Below are 15,268 nucleotides of genomic sequence, written 5' to 3' on the forward strand. Positions count from 1 at the left end.
GCATAGGGCTATCCTCACTTGTTTGAGAACCCCTATAAATTAAATCTGCCACACTCCTCTCTCCAGAAGCTGAGGGATAAACAGAGGCAGAGCCTCCGCACCTGCATTACCAGGCAGAGCCTGGTAACGAGTCATGACTGATGACTACCCTTCGACTTCGCTCTTCGGGTATAATGACTAATGACTTCTTCCTTCAGATATTAACTTCCCAACATTTGCAACTTGTACAAACTAGCATACAACCCTTCTTGCTCCAACAACTCTTCGTGGCTGCCAGACTCTACTAACTGCCCGCGTTTGAGCACCAAAATACGATCGACATTTCGGATAGTCGAAAGCCTGTGAGCAATGATTATAGCCGTTCTGTCCGCCATCAAACGATCCAAAGCCTCTTGAATTAAAGCTTCCGTCCCCACATCCAAACTAGCAGTAGCCTCGTCTAAAACTAAAATATTCGGATTGCGAATAGCCGCGCGAGCAAACGCTAATAATTGCTTTTGTCCCCCCGAAAGATTCGTTCCCCGTTCCCGCAATTGCGTGTCATAACCTTGAGGTAACTGTTCGATTAAACGGGCAACATTAGTCTTTTCTGCTGCTGCTTGAATTTCCTCGATCGAGTAATTTTCTCCCAGGCTAATATTGCTCTTCACATCGCCAGCAAATAGAAAGCCATCTTGAATAATCACGCCTACGTGTCTTCGCAATTCTGCTTGAGGCAAATCGCGAATATCCACGCCATCGATCAAAATGCGTCCTTGACTGGGCTCGTAAAGGCGGCACAGGAGACGGATGATCGAACTTTTCCCCGCACCGGTGGGCCCCACTAATGCTACTTTTTCGCCTGATTTGATGGTGAAATTTAGGTTTTGCAGGACATATTCATCTTCTTTGTAAGCAAACCACACGTTGTCAAATTGGATTTCTCCCGATTCAGAATTCTGCGATTTGGGATTGGATATTTCCGATTTATGCTTGTTAATTGACAGACGATATTCAGAAGTTTCAGAACTTTGATTGTTGTCTGCCACTTTGGACTCGTTTGAAGATAAGTTATAGGCAATTGCCTCTGGATGACTGGTAATCAGCAGCGGTGAATAATATTCCCTTCTTCCCTTTTCCCTTTGCCTTATTCCTGCTGCTGACTTCCCTTTCTCTTCTTCCTTCTTCCCGCTAGTTGGATCTTTAATTTCGATCGGTTCATTGAGAATATCGCTAATCCGTTCGACGGCGGTGAATCCTGCTTGAATGGCGGTAAATTTTTCCGCAAATTGCCGCAGCGGATCAAAGAGACGCTGAGCAAATAAAATAAATGCCGATAGACTACCAAAGTTAAGATTACCTTGCATAACTTTTTGACCGCCCAACCACAAAACTGCTGCAATTGCCACTAAAGCAATCCATTCCAATGTCGCAGATACCGCCGAGTCATAAAAAATAGTTGTATCAACTGCTTTAATGTAGCGTTTGTTGGTGACTCTAAACAATTCTGAGTTGAATCTTTCGCGGCGGAATAGCTGCACTACGCCAATACCAGTCAGGTTTTCTTGCAGTTGGGCGTTAAGATCGGAGAATTCTTCTCTAGTAGTATAATTGGCGCGGCGATATTGGTACTGAAAATAAACGATTAGTGCGGTAATCGGTATCATCATCATCACCAACATTAAAGCTAATTGCCACTGCATGGTAAACATGAAAATGACAATTACTAAAATTGAAAATAAATCGCTAACAATCCCGATCGCCCCGCTCGAAAATACTTCCCCCAAAGCTTCGACATCGCTGGTGAGGCGAGTCATCAATTTACCGACAGGAGTGCGATCGAAAAATCGCACTGCTAGCGATGTGACGTGGGCGAACAAATCATTTCTAATATCAGTTGTAATTATTTGTCCTACTTTTGTGACTAAATAGCCTTGAACTGATTGCAGTGCCAATCTAAATGTTATAGTTAGCATCAGCAAAACTGCTAAAACATTTAATCCAGCAGATAAAGGCAATCCCCGCAAAAACTCATAGGTAGGTTCCGAGCGAATTAGCGAAATTGCCTGTCCGATCAGAATGGGTTGAATTGCTCCCGAGACTGCTAGCGGTACTAATAGTGCGATCGAAATAATCAGCAAGCGTTTGCTGCGGGTTGCGTAAGATGCCAACCTCATGAATAACCGCCAGTCTGTTTCCTGGCCGGATTTGTTTTTGGTATCTGCTACTGGTGAGGAAATGGTCATTCGATTTTAGATTTTAGATTTTAGATTATGGAATTGCAGAAGCTATTATGCTGCTAAATTTGGGGCTTTTGCTGGGGATACTGAGCTTTTTTGCTCCGCAGCTTGTAGGGCGAGCGCGCCCTCGAAGTTAACTCAGTCTTTGAGCAGAAAGACTGTAAAATATATCCAAGTAATAATTGTAGCAAATGCAGTCAGTTAAATTATGGAATCTTCTATACCTACAGAAAATTATTTCTCCCGATATATAGAAACACCTAGATTATATCTGAGAGAATTTACACCAGACGACTTAGATGAGCTTTACCACATCTACAGCGATCCGCAAATAATGCAATACCTCACAGGAGTTAAAACTAGAGAAGCAACAGAAATCGCCATTCATACCATGCTCAAACGTTGGGAAGAACACAACTTCGGAATGTGGGCTGTAGTACATAAGATAGATCGTAAAATGATTGGTCGCTGCGGACTTGGTTTTCTAGACAAGACACCGGAAGTTGAGCTTGGCTACGCGTTCGATAAAGTTTATTGGAATCAAGGATTGGCTACAGAAGCATCTTTGGCTAGTCTAAACTATGGATTTGAAATATTAAAGTTGGAGAGAATAGTTGCGATCGCCCGCCCAGAAAATATCGCCTCCCAGCGGGTGATACAGAAAGTTGGCATGAAATATGAAAAAAATGCTCGTTATTACGAAACTGATGTAATATATTATTCAATCTCGCGAGAAACCTACGAGTCATTCGATTTTAGATTTTAGATTTTAGATTTTGGATTGACCCCACGGATCGAGTCGTGGGCTTGAGGATTTTAGATTTGAGATTTTGGATTGATTCCACGGATCAATTAGGGGCTTGTACCATCAATAAATTCTTGGTCAAAAGTAGTTGTGTAGGTGTGCAATGCACACCTTACTGCATTTACATTACTAACCTGGCAATTTGTCATTTTTACCTGCTGACAACTACGAATTTCTTTGCAATTGCTTGTTAACCTTGAGAATCTTCTTAGCAAAATACTCTTGTCGGTGTCCCAATCTTTTAGCCACTTCCAACCCTTTTTGATAGGATTCCAAAGCTTTATCGTAAGCCTTCATTTCCTGATAAACTTGACCGATATTGTCGTAAGCATTCATCAATCCATAGAAATTGTAAGCCCGCTCTTCCAACAGCAACTGCATTTGATAAATCCGCAAAGTCGGCTCCCACTGCTTTTGCGCTCGGTAAAGCAATGCTAATTTATCTAAAGCTTCGCTAGCTTGAGCGTACTGTTGAATCGGGACGGCTAAATTGTATGCTTCCTGATAGTATTGAGCTGCTAAGTTGATTTGACCTATGGTTTGGTAATCGGTGGCGATCGCAATTTTTAGCGGTGGTATAGCCCTGGGATTTTGCAGGTTAAGATAGACAGATGCTAGTTTTTCCCGGGCTGCGATCGCCTTTAGGGGTTGTTTCGACTGCTGGTAAACGTAGGCCAACTGTTTCAGAGCATCCACCTCAGTTGGAGCAGTTATAGGCTGCGGCGGTGCGCCGTTTCCCGCCGACAAAACAGAATTTTGTACCCCAGCATTAGCCGCAAATAAAGCGCGGTTTTCCTGAATTAAACTTGCCAATTCCTCATACACCGGAGCAGCTTTATCGTAACTGAGCCAATTAATGTGAATTAGCCCGAGATTCTTCAAAATCTGACCTTGAGCCAATATATCTTGCTTTTGACGCGCATTTTCGAGAATTTCTTGGTAAACTTCTACAGTCGGGCCCTTAGCCCGCACCTGGCCAAAAGCCGCAGCCAAGGCTGGGAGCAACTCAATATCGATCGGTACTTGCGATTTGACTTGTTCGTGAATTGCCTGCAGCCGTTTAGTAATCAACTGTAGTTCGAGGTTTTTACTGCTACTCCAAGCAACACTTCCCACCCGACTCAAAGCAGCAATTTCCGCCGCCGGGCCAAGATACCTTTGCAGCCGCAATTCTCGGAACCAAATATCAAAAGCACCAGCCCCGTCTCCAGCTTGCAGCTTCGCCGCTGCTTCTAAATTTAATTGCTGCAAAGTCGCTGTCAGTTCGTCCCGCTGACTGCTGCTCAAAGATTCGCTGGCGGGAGCTAACGGATCGGGGGTGGTAATTTCTAGAGGATTAGGAGAAAATCGATCGAGACCCGGTGGATTAGTTTGGGCGCCAGCCATCGAACCAGCACACAGCCACAACAAAAGCAACCACCCAATTGGCACAGAATTTCTGATCCAAGAAATACGGTTGCTGCAATTAGGCATCTGAGTTCGAGGCATCAAATTTTGCATATCTACAAAACGGTATAAATTATGTCACAAAGATGGCACAAGAGCAAACAATTCAACAAGAGCCACAAAATAAAATTTAGCGCGCTGAGCAATTATTTTGATTTTAAGGCGTTGGGCGAGATCCTTTTGCGCTTATTCAGTTTAACCCTAATTCTCTTAACTGTTTGCACAGCTTGCGCCGCCCCTCCCGCCGTTGCTAGAGACCGCTCTTTTCCTGAAATGTCCCTGGACTTTTTGGGCGAGTACCAATTACCCAAAATCAATTTTGAAGGAGCACCAGTCGGCGGCTTGTCAGGAATTACCTACGATCCAAAAGGTATTAGCGGTGTCACTTCCAAAGCTTATCGGTTTTACGCTCTTTCCGACGACAATAGCGAAAACGGAGCAGCCAGATTTTACAGTCTCCGACTCGCTCTAACATCCAGCGATCCAGCAAATATCCGCCTGAAAAAAGTTGCCGTTGACAGCGTTACCGCCCTGAAGAAAGTAGACGGCGAAACCTTCCCCTGGGGTTCCATAAATCCCGAAGGCATCGCCCTTTCTCCCCGCAATTCAGTATTTGTTGCCAGCGAAAGCTTGACTCATGCTAGCATCCCTCCTTTTGTCAGCGAATTCGACCTCAAAACCGGAGAATTGCGGGGTAATTTACCTATTCCAAAGCGTTACATTCCCGATGCCAGCAATGAAGAACAGCAGCAAGGAGTGCTGGACAATTCAGGTTTTGAATCTTTAAGCATCGACCCAGAAACCTTTAGTCCGGGCGGTCTAGATCCATTTCGCTTGTTCGCAGCGACGGCAGCGCCGTTAATGCAAGATGCAGACCCGGAACAAGCAAGCAAAATACGCATTTTACATTATGTCATTGTCGATAAAACACCGCAGATAGTATCAGAAAATCTTTACCAGCTAGACCAACTTCCCATGACTTTGTTGAACAATTTAACAGAATTAGTAACTATTGGTGGCGGTCAATTTCTAAGTTTAGAGCGTTCTTTTGGGATGTCGGGATACAGCGCTAGAATTTATCAAGTAGCGGCGGGAGCGGCGACAGATACTTCTAGAATCAAGAGTTTTAAAGGAAAAATGGCAATGGTCGAACCTGTGAGGAAAAAATTGCTGCTAGACTTGAGCGAACTGGGAATTCCGCTGTACAATTTAGAGGGAATGACTCTCGGCCCGCAGTTGCCAGACGGCAGCAAAAGTGTAGTTTTAGTCAGCGATGACAATTTTGATGAAGCAGAGAAAACTCAATTTATTTTGTTGAGTTTAAAAAGGAAAAATTAGATAGTAAATACTGTGTTGAACTGTCAAGCGGTAGGTTCCGGCTCTTATCATGGGAAGTGAAGCGATCGCAAGCAAAGCAATGGCAGGTGTAAAAAGTATTACGCAAAAACAATAGATTTTTTTCAGAATTCATCAACAATCTGGAAATTATCTGCGTAGAAGCTGCCGCGCATTTGAATTGTATATTCATGGCGGACTTTGGGGCTTAACGCACAAAAGTTTGATTGTTTTTGAACAGACAATTTAACTGCTAAAAAGCGGATATGTCTCGCTCTGACCGGAGCGAAAATCTGTGCAAAAAATATTTTGTAAAACCGCAATCTTGGCTGTTCCCAAAAGTTAAATTTGGCAGAGGTTATTAGTTGTTAATTTCAAAATATCTTGCCATTCATCATCCGAAAGCGGCTGCACTTCCAAATCAATCTCAAAACAGCGACAAGCCGCCGCACTCAAAACATCAATTACAGTTGCAATCAAATCATCTCCTCCTTCAGATAGAGGTAATTTCACAGGAATTAATTCTTCGCCAAAAACTCGATCGAACAAACTAACATCCGGTTGCAAACGCATCGAACCGTGCTGCAAAATAGCATCGCCCCGGCGCAATTGCGCGCTACCAATTAACTTGCAGCCATCAGCCGTCACTAAATCAGCACCCGTCGCAGTACCAAAACAATTGGGATTGTGAATGTAACCCCGTTTAGCTTCCCCGTAGTGCAAGTCTAAACCCGTCGCCCTCCAACCCTCAATCAAAAACTGGCAAATTGTCTGATAAGCTTTCAGGCGACTGCTACCAAATCCCGACGCCACAACTGCATAAGTTAAATCACCTTGGTGGAGCACGGCGCGCCCGCCGCTGGGTCTCCTCACCAATTCTACAGGCATTCCCTGCCAAGATAGCTGCTGCCAAAATTCCGGCCAGCGCTGCTGGTGGTAGCCCAAGGAAATTGCTGCCGGTTGCCAAGTGTAAAATCGCAGAGTTGGCGGATGTTTTTGGGCTAGATGCTGTTGCAGCAGCCATTTGTCGATCGCCATCTGCAACTTCCCAGACGCTCGCAGCAACGGAATTAAACGCCAAACAGAATTAGCCATCAGTCCTCAGTCTTCAGTTTACACTCAATAATTCGCAGAATGTTTTAAAATTAGTAACAGTTTTTTGGGCCTGTCTTCTAAGTTGGTGCAAGTATCAAGCCCATCGGTGCTTGAGAAATAAATAGGAAAATTAATCGCAGAACCATGAGCAACAGTGTAATTGTCATTAACGACGAAAAATTTGAAACAGAAGTCCTGAAAGCTGAGCAACCAGTGCTTGCCTATTTTTGGGCGAGTTGGTGCGGGCCTTGCAAACTGATCGCGCCTTCGATAGACTGGGTAGCGGCCAACTACAGCGACCTGAAAGTGGTTAAAATGGAAATTGACCCCAATCCTAATACTGTTAAACAGTATAAAGTCGAAGGAGTCCCAGCACTCAGACTGTTTAAAAATGGGGAAGTAGTGCTTTCCCACGAGGGAGCTATTACCAAACAAACTTTGATCGGTTTGCTAGAAGGTCACTTATAAAGTTGGGAAATGATTCGGGAGTTTCCAGCTCCCAATTCACAACTATAGCAAACAAAAATATTTTCTGAACATCTCTCTTTTCGGCTCAATACTCCTCTCAAACTCTGCGCCCTCTGCGCTCTCTGCGGTCAGTCAAAAAAAATCTCGTTCACCAAGCAAATTAAAATGCAATTTCAACAAATAGAGTAGTTAACAAATTATAAAAACATTGAATAATCTCCTCAACAATTTACAAAAAGTATGCAATTTGCCAAACGTTTAGAACCCCTGCAATTTAATGTATTTGCCGATATGGATCGGGCAAAATCTCTCGCTAGAGCGCAGGGGCAGAATGTGATAGATTTGTCTCTGGGTTCTTCGGATTTGCCGGCGGCGGCTCACATTACAGATGCGATCGCCCATTCTTTGTCTGACTCCAAGACTCACGGTTATTTGCTGTTTAACGGGACGCGAACTTTCCGGGAAGCGGTAGCTTGCTGGTACGAGCAAAAATTTGGGATTTCAGTCAATCCAGAAACAGAAGTTCTGCCGTTAATTGGTTCCCAAGAAGGCACGGCGCATCTGCCTTTAGCTGTACTCAACCCCGGAGATTTTGCTTTGCTGCTCGATCCGGGTTATCCTTCCCACGCAGGCGGTGTGTATTTGGCGGGCGGTCAAATTTATCCGATGCCAATATTAGCAGAAAATCAGTTTTTGCCGGTATTTGAAGATATTCCGCTGCCGGTGCTGGCTCAGTCGAAGATGATGGTTTTGAGCTATCCTCACAATCCGACAACGGCGATCGCCCCGCTGGCTTTTTTTGAGAAAGCCGTGGCTTTTTGTCGGCAACACGAGCTCGTTTTAGTACACGATTTCCCCTATGTGGATTTGGTGTTTGACGTTGCTGTAGGGGCGGTGCCGCCACAGGGGAGCGAGGAAAACCGCAAATTGATGGCGCCGTCAATTTTTCAGGCCGATCGAGATAAAAATCTGGCGATCGAGTTTTTCACACTATCTAAATCCTACAGTATGGGAGGTTTTCGAGTCGGATACGCGATCGGCAATTCCCAACTAATTGCAGCCCTGCGACAGGTAAAAGCAGCAGTGGACTTCAACCAATACGCAGGGATTTTGAACGGAGCAATCTCCGCATTGACAGGCCCCCAAGATACCGTCATAACCAGTGTAGAAACCTTCAGAAAACGGCGGGATGCCTTTGTCAAGGCGCTGAGGGCGATCGGCTGGGAAGTACCCGTACCCCCCGCCACCATGTACGTCTGGGCAAGACTGCCACAACCTTGGGCTGCTGATTCCGTGAAATTTTGCACTCAGCTAGTACAGAGTACCGGAGTCGCAGCTTCCCCCGGTGCCGGTTTCGGGAAATCAGGAGAAGGCTGCGTGCGATTTGCCTTAGTCGAGCCGCCAGAAATTTTAACAGCAGCAGTCAGTAAAATTGCGGAATTTCTCAATTAGATGGGCATGGCATTCAATCGCTCTCAATTGTGGAAATTATCGGCTCGATCTGTCAACGGTTTCTCTCCCTGTATCTGCGGTAAAAAAAAGACAATTTCTGAACCGCAGATGACAATGGATTGACGCAAATTTACGCAGATGCCCAGAAATCAGTAGTCAGCAGTCATTAGTCATTAGTCATTAGTCCGATCGAATCCGGTAGCATCCCAATTGTCAAATCTAGTCAACTCTTAACAATGAACCACGGATGCTGCCACCAAAATCGCTCTAATTCCGAGGCGTTAATCTGTGTTCATCTGCCCTCATCTGCGGTAAAAAAAAGACAATTTCTGAAATGCAGATGACAATGGATTGACGCAAATTTACACAGATATCGAGCTATACTCTTGCCATCTATATCTAAAGAAATAGATATTTGCACGGAATATATGTCAAAATCTATGTTTAGAAATGTTAACGCGAGACATCTTGGGAATTGACAGTTCCGCTGACCCACTCTAAAAATCCTTGAAATGAATTCTGTCGGGGCAATGATTGTTCCGTAGCTGCGATCGCACATCCCAAAAATACCGCGCTTCCCAAAATCGCCACCAGCGGAAAATGCTTGCCCAGCCCAAAGTCGCGCTGAAGGCGAGCTAGCGGCCTGCTCTGGCGCCTGAGCATTTTTCCCACCGTCAGTTGTTTGATACTAAAAGGATCGCGGACAAAATGACCGCTCCAGCTAATTACCATATGGGAATGGCAGTGGGGACAAGTGAAAAGTCCGCTAACCATTCCAACAGGGCCTAGGACGCTGGAACGGTTGCAAATCGGGCAAGTGACAGAATGAGTGTTATAGGTGGGAGCGTTCATAACTGTTTTTCTAGAGTAAAAAACCAACAACCAATTGAGAGCTTGTGTAACGCCTCAGACATAGACCTTTGCAGGCACTTTATCCTTAATTCCTAGTTTACAGCGGCGATCTGGTCGATCGGAGCTCACTGCTTGAGAAAACCTTCAAATTGCCAATCCCGCAACGAGTGCAAGTCGGTAATACAGGTGAGATTGTATTGCAGCGGAGTAACGCTTATTTTGTTGTCGCGAATAGCTTGTACGTCTGTAGGAATATCATGAGGCACCGACGGATCGCAGGTTTCTTCCACATCTTCTAACAATTCCCCAGCCAGCCAATAATAAGTTTTGCCGCGCGGATCTGTGCGCTTTTGAAATATGTCGAAATAGCGGCGAATGCCTTGACGGGCGATCGTCACTCCGGTAATTTCTGCTTGTGTCACCGCCGGTATATTGACATTCAACAGCGTCGGTTTGAGCATTGGCTGTTTTTCCAACTGTCCCAGCAGCGCGACAGCAAAATCCACCGCAGGCTCAAATTCCTGCGAAGTATAGCTGGCGAGGCTGAAAGCAATGCTGGGAATACCTTCCATGATTCCTTCCATTGCTGCCGAAACCGTACCCGAACAGATGATGTCCGTGCCTAAGTTCGGCCCGTGGTTGATCCCGGAAAGTACAAAATCCGGCGGTTTGTCAAGTAAAGCCCACAAAGCTAGTTTCACGCAGTCGGCGGGAGTGCCCGAACAAGCCCAAGCTGTGACTGCGGGTTCAAAAACAGATTCGACAATTTCGGCGCGGATGGGTTGGTGCAGGGTGAGCCCGTGGCCGGTAGCGGAGCGCTCTCTGTCGGGACAAACTACGCTCACCTCGTGGCCGGCGGCGGCGAGAGCGTTGGCGAGGCTGCGGATGCCTTGGGCAAAGATCCCGTCGTCGTTGCTAATTAAAAGTTTCATTGAAATTTTTGTAGGCCTGAGAACAATCTTAAACTAGATTCAAGTCGGGCGATCGATCGACCTTTCAACATCAATTCTGCTGACAATGGTTTAACGGGACTCAAGCAAAAACACAGACGAAAAAGTATTCAAACCCAGACAGCAAGAGATTTCGATCTCGTATTTGCCTGAATTGAGTATTTACCGATAGTTGCAGCCATTTTTTGGCGATCGGTCGATCGAGCCTTGTCAGCAGAGGTTTTGGGCTACTTTCTGGCTCGGAAAATGTTTGACTCCCGTTAACCCTTGTCTAGTAAGGTTTTCAATAATGGCAACAAATCCCGCTTTTTATTGTAGATTTTTGCGCTAGGGAGCGCGGAGCAGTTTCTGCTACTCAATCATTCTCAGTAAGCTGTGGCGGCATTTATACTGTATGTCAAAAAACAATAAAGCTATTGTGGGGTGGGCAGGAGAGCGGGCCCTGAATATGCAATGTTTATTTGCGCGACAGCTTATATTATCACTACAAACTTCTCAAGCTCCTGTATTTAGCTGATTATTGGCCGATTGTGACTTCCTGACGCACAGATGCGGTAATCGCCTCTACTAGGAATAGTCGCTCGCTAAGTGACAACTTCAGCGTTAATTGCACTAATTCTTGAAAAGATAAGTCTTGGGAAACTTCTGAATAATTATCTTTCCAAACTGGCGAAAAAGTATCATCTGAACTTAAAGATTTGACTGAAGTATTCTGCTCTAAACTTGTCGTCATGTCTGCGTGCAGAAGCTCTAAAAATTTAATATCGTTACCAAGCTCGGCAGCCTCATCCTCATCTACATCTTCAATTACTTGCAAACGTTCTTGATAGACATTTATTTGATGTTCAATGGCTTCTATAATAAACCTTAAATCTTTAAATGATAGATTCATATCATTTTCATTCCAAATAACGAATATTTAGCAAGCCCTAACTAGACGATTGCTTGAAGAAGCATATCCTCTACTTGTCTAATTTGCTCCCAATCAATTACTGCAACCCAAAGACTTTCCTCTTCAGAATATTGCACCACGCCATCCACTTCTAATTCTTCGCTATAGAGGGTGAGCAATTGACCATTTTGCAATTTAATATTTTGGCGACTTAAATCTTCAATTGTACCAACACAATTCAGACGAAGGCGACTCTGTTCATCAGCATTATGAAAGTCTGCAAAGATTCTAGGAGAACTCATATTTTTACCGCACTCAAGATTTGGTTATTGTAACTTCCTGACGCACAGATGTGGTAATGGCTTCTATCAAAAATAATCGCTCACTAATTGACAAATTAAGCGTGGATTTCACTAATTCTTGCAAAGATAAGTCTTTGGAATTTTCTGAAAAATTATCATTCTGAACTGGCGAAATAGTATCATAAAAACTTAAACGTTTGAGTGAAGTATTATGCTCTAAACTTCTCTTCATGTCTGCAAGCAGAATCTCTAAAAATTTAATATCGTTCCCTAGATCGGCAGCCTCATCTTCATCATCCTCTACATCTTCAATTACCTGCAAACGTTCTTGATAAGCATTGATTTGATTTTCAATGGCTTCTATAATAAACCTGAAATCTTTAATTGATAGATTCATGTTAGTTACCTTCCCAAGAATGAATAAGTGAATCAGTGAATTTCTCTACTCTAATCAAAAATTTCAAATCTACTATTTTTTATGTGATTCCCGTTACTTTATAGAAAAAACTAATCAAACATAGCATTAATTACATTTGTAGGTTGGGTTTTAAAGCTTAAACCCAACCTCTCACTAACTTATTCTACTTTACAGAACAATGTGCCTATAAGGTGAAGTGCCTCTTTATATTGCACTAGAGGCATCGGTCTACTTGGCTGGAATAACCAATGACCAGGACGACGGTCATTCACTAATTCCAGTTCTGGTGGAATGTCAGTGTCGGGGTCTAATTTCCACCAGTTTTTTCCTGAGCCTGGAGTCTCAAAGGTTGATATTCCTTCTAACTGAGATTCTTCTGCTGGCAACCTTAACTCTTCTAAGATAGGCATAACCCATAATTCACCTTGCTGTTCATAAACGGTAATATCTTTGGGTATTCTGACATTATCCATTCTAGGTGAACTAGCATTCCCTTGTCTGTAAAGGGCAACTGGTGTTTTAGTCATTTTTTTAGGCATTTTAACTCCTCACAATTTTGAACATAAACGCAGGGTTTGGCCTTTTGGTATGACCTTGCGTTTTGAATATAAATGGTCAATTGTGGGAATTGCGGAATGATGAAATGAGCGTTTAGTTAATTTCGCTTCAGAGTTAAAGTTATGCCTATGCTAAAAACCGTTACCAAAATAACAAGGCGGGCCCTAAAGCCCGCCCCGTCAAACGATCGACTATTGACTTAGTAATCGAAGTCGCCGCCACCCATGCCGCCACCAGCGCCAGCAGGAGCGCCATCCTTCGGCTCAGGCTTGTCAACAACGATGCACTCGGTTGTCAGCACCATGCCAGCAATAGATGCGGCATTTTGCAGGGCAGAACGAGTTACCTTCGCGGGGTCAACGATACCAGCTTCAAACATATCGACAAACTCATTTGTCGCTGCGTTGAAACCAACGTTGAATGGCTTTTCTTTGACGCGCTCAGCGATGACAGCGCCATTCAAACCAGCATTTTCAGCAATCCGCTTCAGGGGAGCAGCCAAAGCCCGTGCCACAATCAAAGCACCGGTCAATTCTTCGCCCTTCAGGGTGCTGTTAGCCCACTCTTCCAATTCAGGAGTCAGGTGAGCCAAAGTTGTACCGCCACCAGGAACGATGCCTTCTTCGACAGCAGCTTTGGTGGCGTTGATGGCATCTTCAAGACGTAGTTTGCGATCCTTCATTTCTGTTTCGGTAGCCGCGCCGACTTTGATGACTGCAACGCCACCAGCCAATTTGGCCAAACGTTCTTGCAGCTTTTCTTTGTCGTAGGAAGATTCGGTTTCGTCCATTTGACGGCGAATTTGTTCGCAGCGGGACTTGACGGCGGCTTCGTTACCTTCGGCAACAATTGTGGTGCTGTCTTTGGTGATGGTGATGCGGCGGGATTTGCCCAGCATATCCAGCTTGGTGCTTTCGAGTTTCAAACCTGCGTCTTCGGTAATCAGTTGACCGCCGGTCAGGACTGCGATATCTTCTAACATGGCCTTGCGCCGATCGCCAAAACCTGGTGCTTTGACAGCAGTCACGTTGAGTACGCCGCGCAGCTTGTTGACGACTAGGGTAGCCAAAGCTTCTTTCTCAATGTCTTCAGCAATGATTACCAGCGGGCGGCCCGAACGCGCTACTTGTTCGAGTACGGGTACTAAGTCTTGTACCAAGCCGATTTTCTTGTCTGTCAGCAGGATGAAGGGTTCTTCGAGCACTGCTTCCATCCGTTCGGCGTCGGTGACGAAGTAGGGAGAAATGTAGCCTTTGTCGAAGCGCATCCCTTCGGTGATTTCGAGTTCGGTGGTCATAGACTTCCCTTCTTCGAGGGAAATCACGCCTTCCTTGCCCACTTTGTCCATAGCGTTGGCAATCATTTGCCCAACTTCATCGTCGTTACCTGCGGAGATGGAACCGACTTGGGCGATGGATTTGGAATCTTCTACTTGTTTGGCGTGTTTGGCAATTTGTTCGACCAAATAGCCAGTTGCTTTGTCAACACCGCGCTTGAGGGCGATCGCATTTGCGCCGGCTGCGACGTTCCGCAGGCCTTCTTTGACCATTGCGTGAGCTAGAACGGTAGCTGTTGTGGTGCCGTCGCCTGCTGCGTCGTTGGTTTTGGAGGCTGCTTGACGGATCAAGGCAACGCCTGTATTTTCTACGTGGTCTTCTAGTTCGATTTCTTTGGCGATGGTAACGCCGTCATTGACGATTTGAGGAGCTCCGAATTTCTTTTCGAGAACTACGTTACGGCCTTTGGGGCCGAGGGTGACGGCCACTGCTTCGGCCAAAATGTCCATACCGCGTTCGAGGGCGCGACGTGCATTTTCGTTGTAGATAATACGCTTAGCCATAGTTTTTGGGGATTTTTGGTTTGAGATTTTGAAGGGAGGGATTTTGGATCGCGGTGAAGTATGTCTGTCATTTGTCCTTTGTCATTAGTTGTTTGGCGGTATTCGCGATCGAACTAATGACTGATGACTAATGACTGATGACTAATTAATTGACGATCGCCAGAATGTCTTTTTCGGCCAACAACACGTATTCGTCTGTGCCGAGTTTGATGTCGGTGCCGGCATACTTCGAGTAGAGAACTTTGTCGCCGACTTTGACTTCCATTTCAACGCGAGTGCCGTCGTCGTTGCGCTTGCCGGGGCCCACGGCCGCGACTTCGCCTACTTGGGGCTTTTCCTTAGCTGTGTCGGGCAAAAGGATGCCGCCGGCGGTTTTTTCTTCGCTAGCGCTTACTTTTACGAACACGCGCTCGCCTAATGGTTTAACGGTAGAAACACTCAGTGATACTGCTGCCATAAATAAATCTCCAGATTACAGATCCTAGTCAGTTAGCCGTCCGGGGTCGCTATGAAAGCAACTGCCGACTGCTTGCTACTGACATATTAGCACTCTCGACTCCTGAGTGCTAATTTAGCTTTAGTTAGGGGCGATCGCAACTTGCCTGTCTGTACGGGTTCCCGAACCGAGAATGAGGG

Annotated in this window: 15 protein-coding genes; 4 read left to right on the forward strand and 11 right to left on the reverse strand. The window is 45.2% G+C overall.

The window, feature by feature from the left end:
• Positions 1 to 200 precede the first annotated feature (200 nt).
• Complete coding sequence (locus tag IQ270_RS21210; protein ID WP_193975193.1) at positions 201 to 2,225, reverse strand: ABC transporter ATP-binding protein; 2,025 nt, start codon at positions 2,223 to 2,225, stop codon at positions 201 to 203.
• 202 nt (positions 2,226 to 2,427) lie between these two features.
• On the opposite strand from IQ270_RS21210, the gene IQ270_RS21215 reads away from it, so the two are divergent.
• A complete protein-coding gene (locus IQ270_RS21215) occupies positions 2,428 to 2,985 on the forward strand; it encodes a GNAT family N-acetyltransferase (RefSeq protein ID WP_193975194.1) in 558 nt (185 codons plus the stop codon).
• Positions 2,986 to 3,189: 204 nt separating this feature from the next.
• Here the strand turns inward: IQ270_RS21215 and IQ270_RS21220 are convergent, their stop codons facing one another.
• Positions 3,190 to 4,455: a tetratricopeptide repeat protein gene (locus IQ270_RS21220; RefSeq protein ID WP_339384257.1), complete on the reverse strand. Its 1,266-nt coding sequence runs from the start codon at positions 4,453 to 4,455 to the stop codon at positions 3,190 to 3,192.
• A 90-nt stretch (positions 4,456 to 4,545) separates the two neighbouring features.
• On the opposite strand from IQ270_RS21220, the gene IQ270_RS21225 reads away from it, so the two are divergent.
• A complete protein-coding gene (locus tag IQ270_RS21225; RefSeq protein ID WP_193975196.1) occupies positions 4,546 to 5,808 on the forward strand; it encodes an esterase-like activity of phytase family protein in 1,263 nt (420 codons plus the stop codon).
• Between the two features lie 339 nt (positions 5,809 to 6,147).
• On the opposite strand, the gene IQ270_RS21230 is transcribed toward IQ270_RS21225, so the two are convergent.
• On the reverse strand, positions 6,148 to 6,900 hold the full coding sequence (locus IQ270_RS21230; protein WP_193975197.1) for a biotin/lipoate A/B protein ligase family protein: 753 nt from the start codon (positions 6,898 to 6,900) through the stop codon (positions 6,148 to 6,150).
• 144 nt (positions 6,901 to 7,044) lie between these two features.
• Here IQ270_RS21230 and IQ270_RS21235 point away from each other — a divergent pair, with 144 nt between their 5' ends.
• A complete protein-coding gene (locus tag IQ270_RS21235; protein WP_193975198.1) occupies positions 7,045 to 7,368 on the forward strand; it encodes a co-chaperone YbbN in 324 nt (107 codons plus the stop codon).
• A 240-nt stretch (positions 7,369 to 7,608) separates the two neighbouring features.
• A complete protein-coding gene (locus IQ270_RS21240) occupies positions 7,609 to 8,820 on the forward strand; it encodes an LL-diaminopimelate aminotransferase (protein ID WP_193975199.1) in 1,212 nt (403 codons plus the stop codon).
• Between the two features lie 453 nt (positions 8,821 to 9,273).
• On the opposite strand, the gene IQ270_RS21245 is transcribed toward IQ270_RS21240, so the two are convergent.
• The 8 genes from IQ270_RS21245 to groES all read right to left on the reverse strand — a co-directional run bounded on the left by IQ270_RS21245 (position 9,274) and on the right by groES (position 15,089).
• Positions 9,274 to 9,672: a hypothetical protein gene (locus IQ270_RS21245; protein ID WP_193975200.1), complete on the reverse strand. Its 399-nt coding sequence runs from the start codon at positions 9,670 to 9,672 to the stop codon at positions 9,274 to 9,276.
• Positions 9,673 to 9,797: 125 nt separating this feature from the next.
• Complete coding sequence (gene surE, locus IQ270_RS21250) at positions 9,798 to 10,604, reverse strand: 5'/3'-nucleotidase SurE (RefSeq protein ID WP_193975201.1); 807 nt, start codon at positions 10,602 to 10,604, stop codon at positions 9,798 to 9,800.
• A 535-nt stretch (positions 10,605 to 11,139) separates the two neighbouring features.
• Complete coding sequence (locus IQ270_RS21255) at positions 11,140 to 11,514, reverse strand: hypothetical protein (protein ID WP_193975202.1); 375 nt, start codon at positions 11,512 to 11,514, stop codon at positions 11,140 to 11,142.
• Between the two features lie 41 nt (positions 11,515 to 11,555).
• A complete protein-coding gene (locus IQ270_RS21260; RefSeq protein WP_193975203.1) occupies positions 11,556 to 11,816 on the reverse strand; it encodes a hypothetical protein in 261 nt (86 codons plus the stop codon).
• Between the two features lie 13 nt (positions 11,817 to 11,829).
• Positions 11,830 to 12,213 carry a hypothetical protein gene (locus tag IQ270_RS21265; protein ID WP_193975204.1) on the reverse strand — a complete coding sequence of 128 codons (384 nt, stop codon included), beginning with the start codon at positions 12,211 to 12,213 and terminating at the stop codon, positions 11,830 to 11,832.
• A gap of 179 nt (positions 12,214 to 12,392) precedes the next feature.
• A complete protein-coding gene (locus IQ270_RS21270; RefSeq protein ID WP_228056565.1) occupies positions 12,393 to 12,773 on the reverse strand; it encodes a hypothetical protein in 381 nt (126 codons plus the stop codon).
• A 218-nt stretch (positions 12,774 to 12,991) separates the two neighbouring features.
• Positions 12,992 to 14,632, reverse strand: a complete 1,641-nt coding sequence (gene groL, locus IQ270_RS21275; protein ID WP_193975205.1) for a chaperonin GroEL — start codon at positions 14,630 to 14,632, stop codon at positions 12,992 to 12,994.
• A 145-nt stretch (positions 14,633 to 14,777) separates the two neighbouring features.
• Positions 14,778 to 15,089 (reverse strand): co-chaperone GroES, encoded by a 312-nt coding sequence (gene groES / locus IQ270_RS21280; RefSeq protein ID WP_193975206.1) that lies wholly within the window; start codon positions 15,087 to 15,089, stop codon positions 14,778 to 14,780.
• Positions 15,090 to 15,268: the final 179 nt, after the last annotated feature.

The organism is Microcoleus sp. LEGE 07076 (assembly GCF_015207455.1).
Taxonomy (GTDB): Bacteria; Cyanobacteriota; Cyanobacteriia; order Cyanobacteriales; family Microcoleaceae; genus Microcoleus.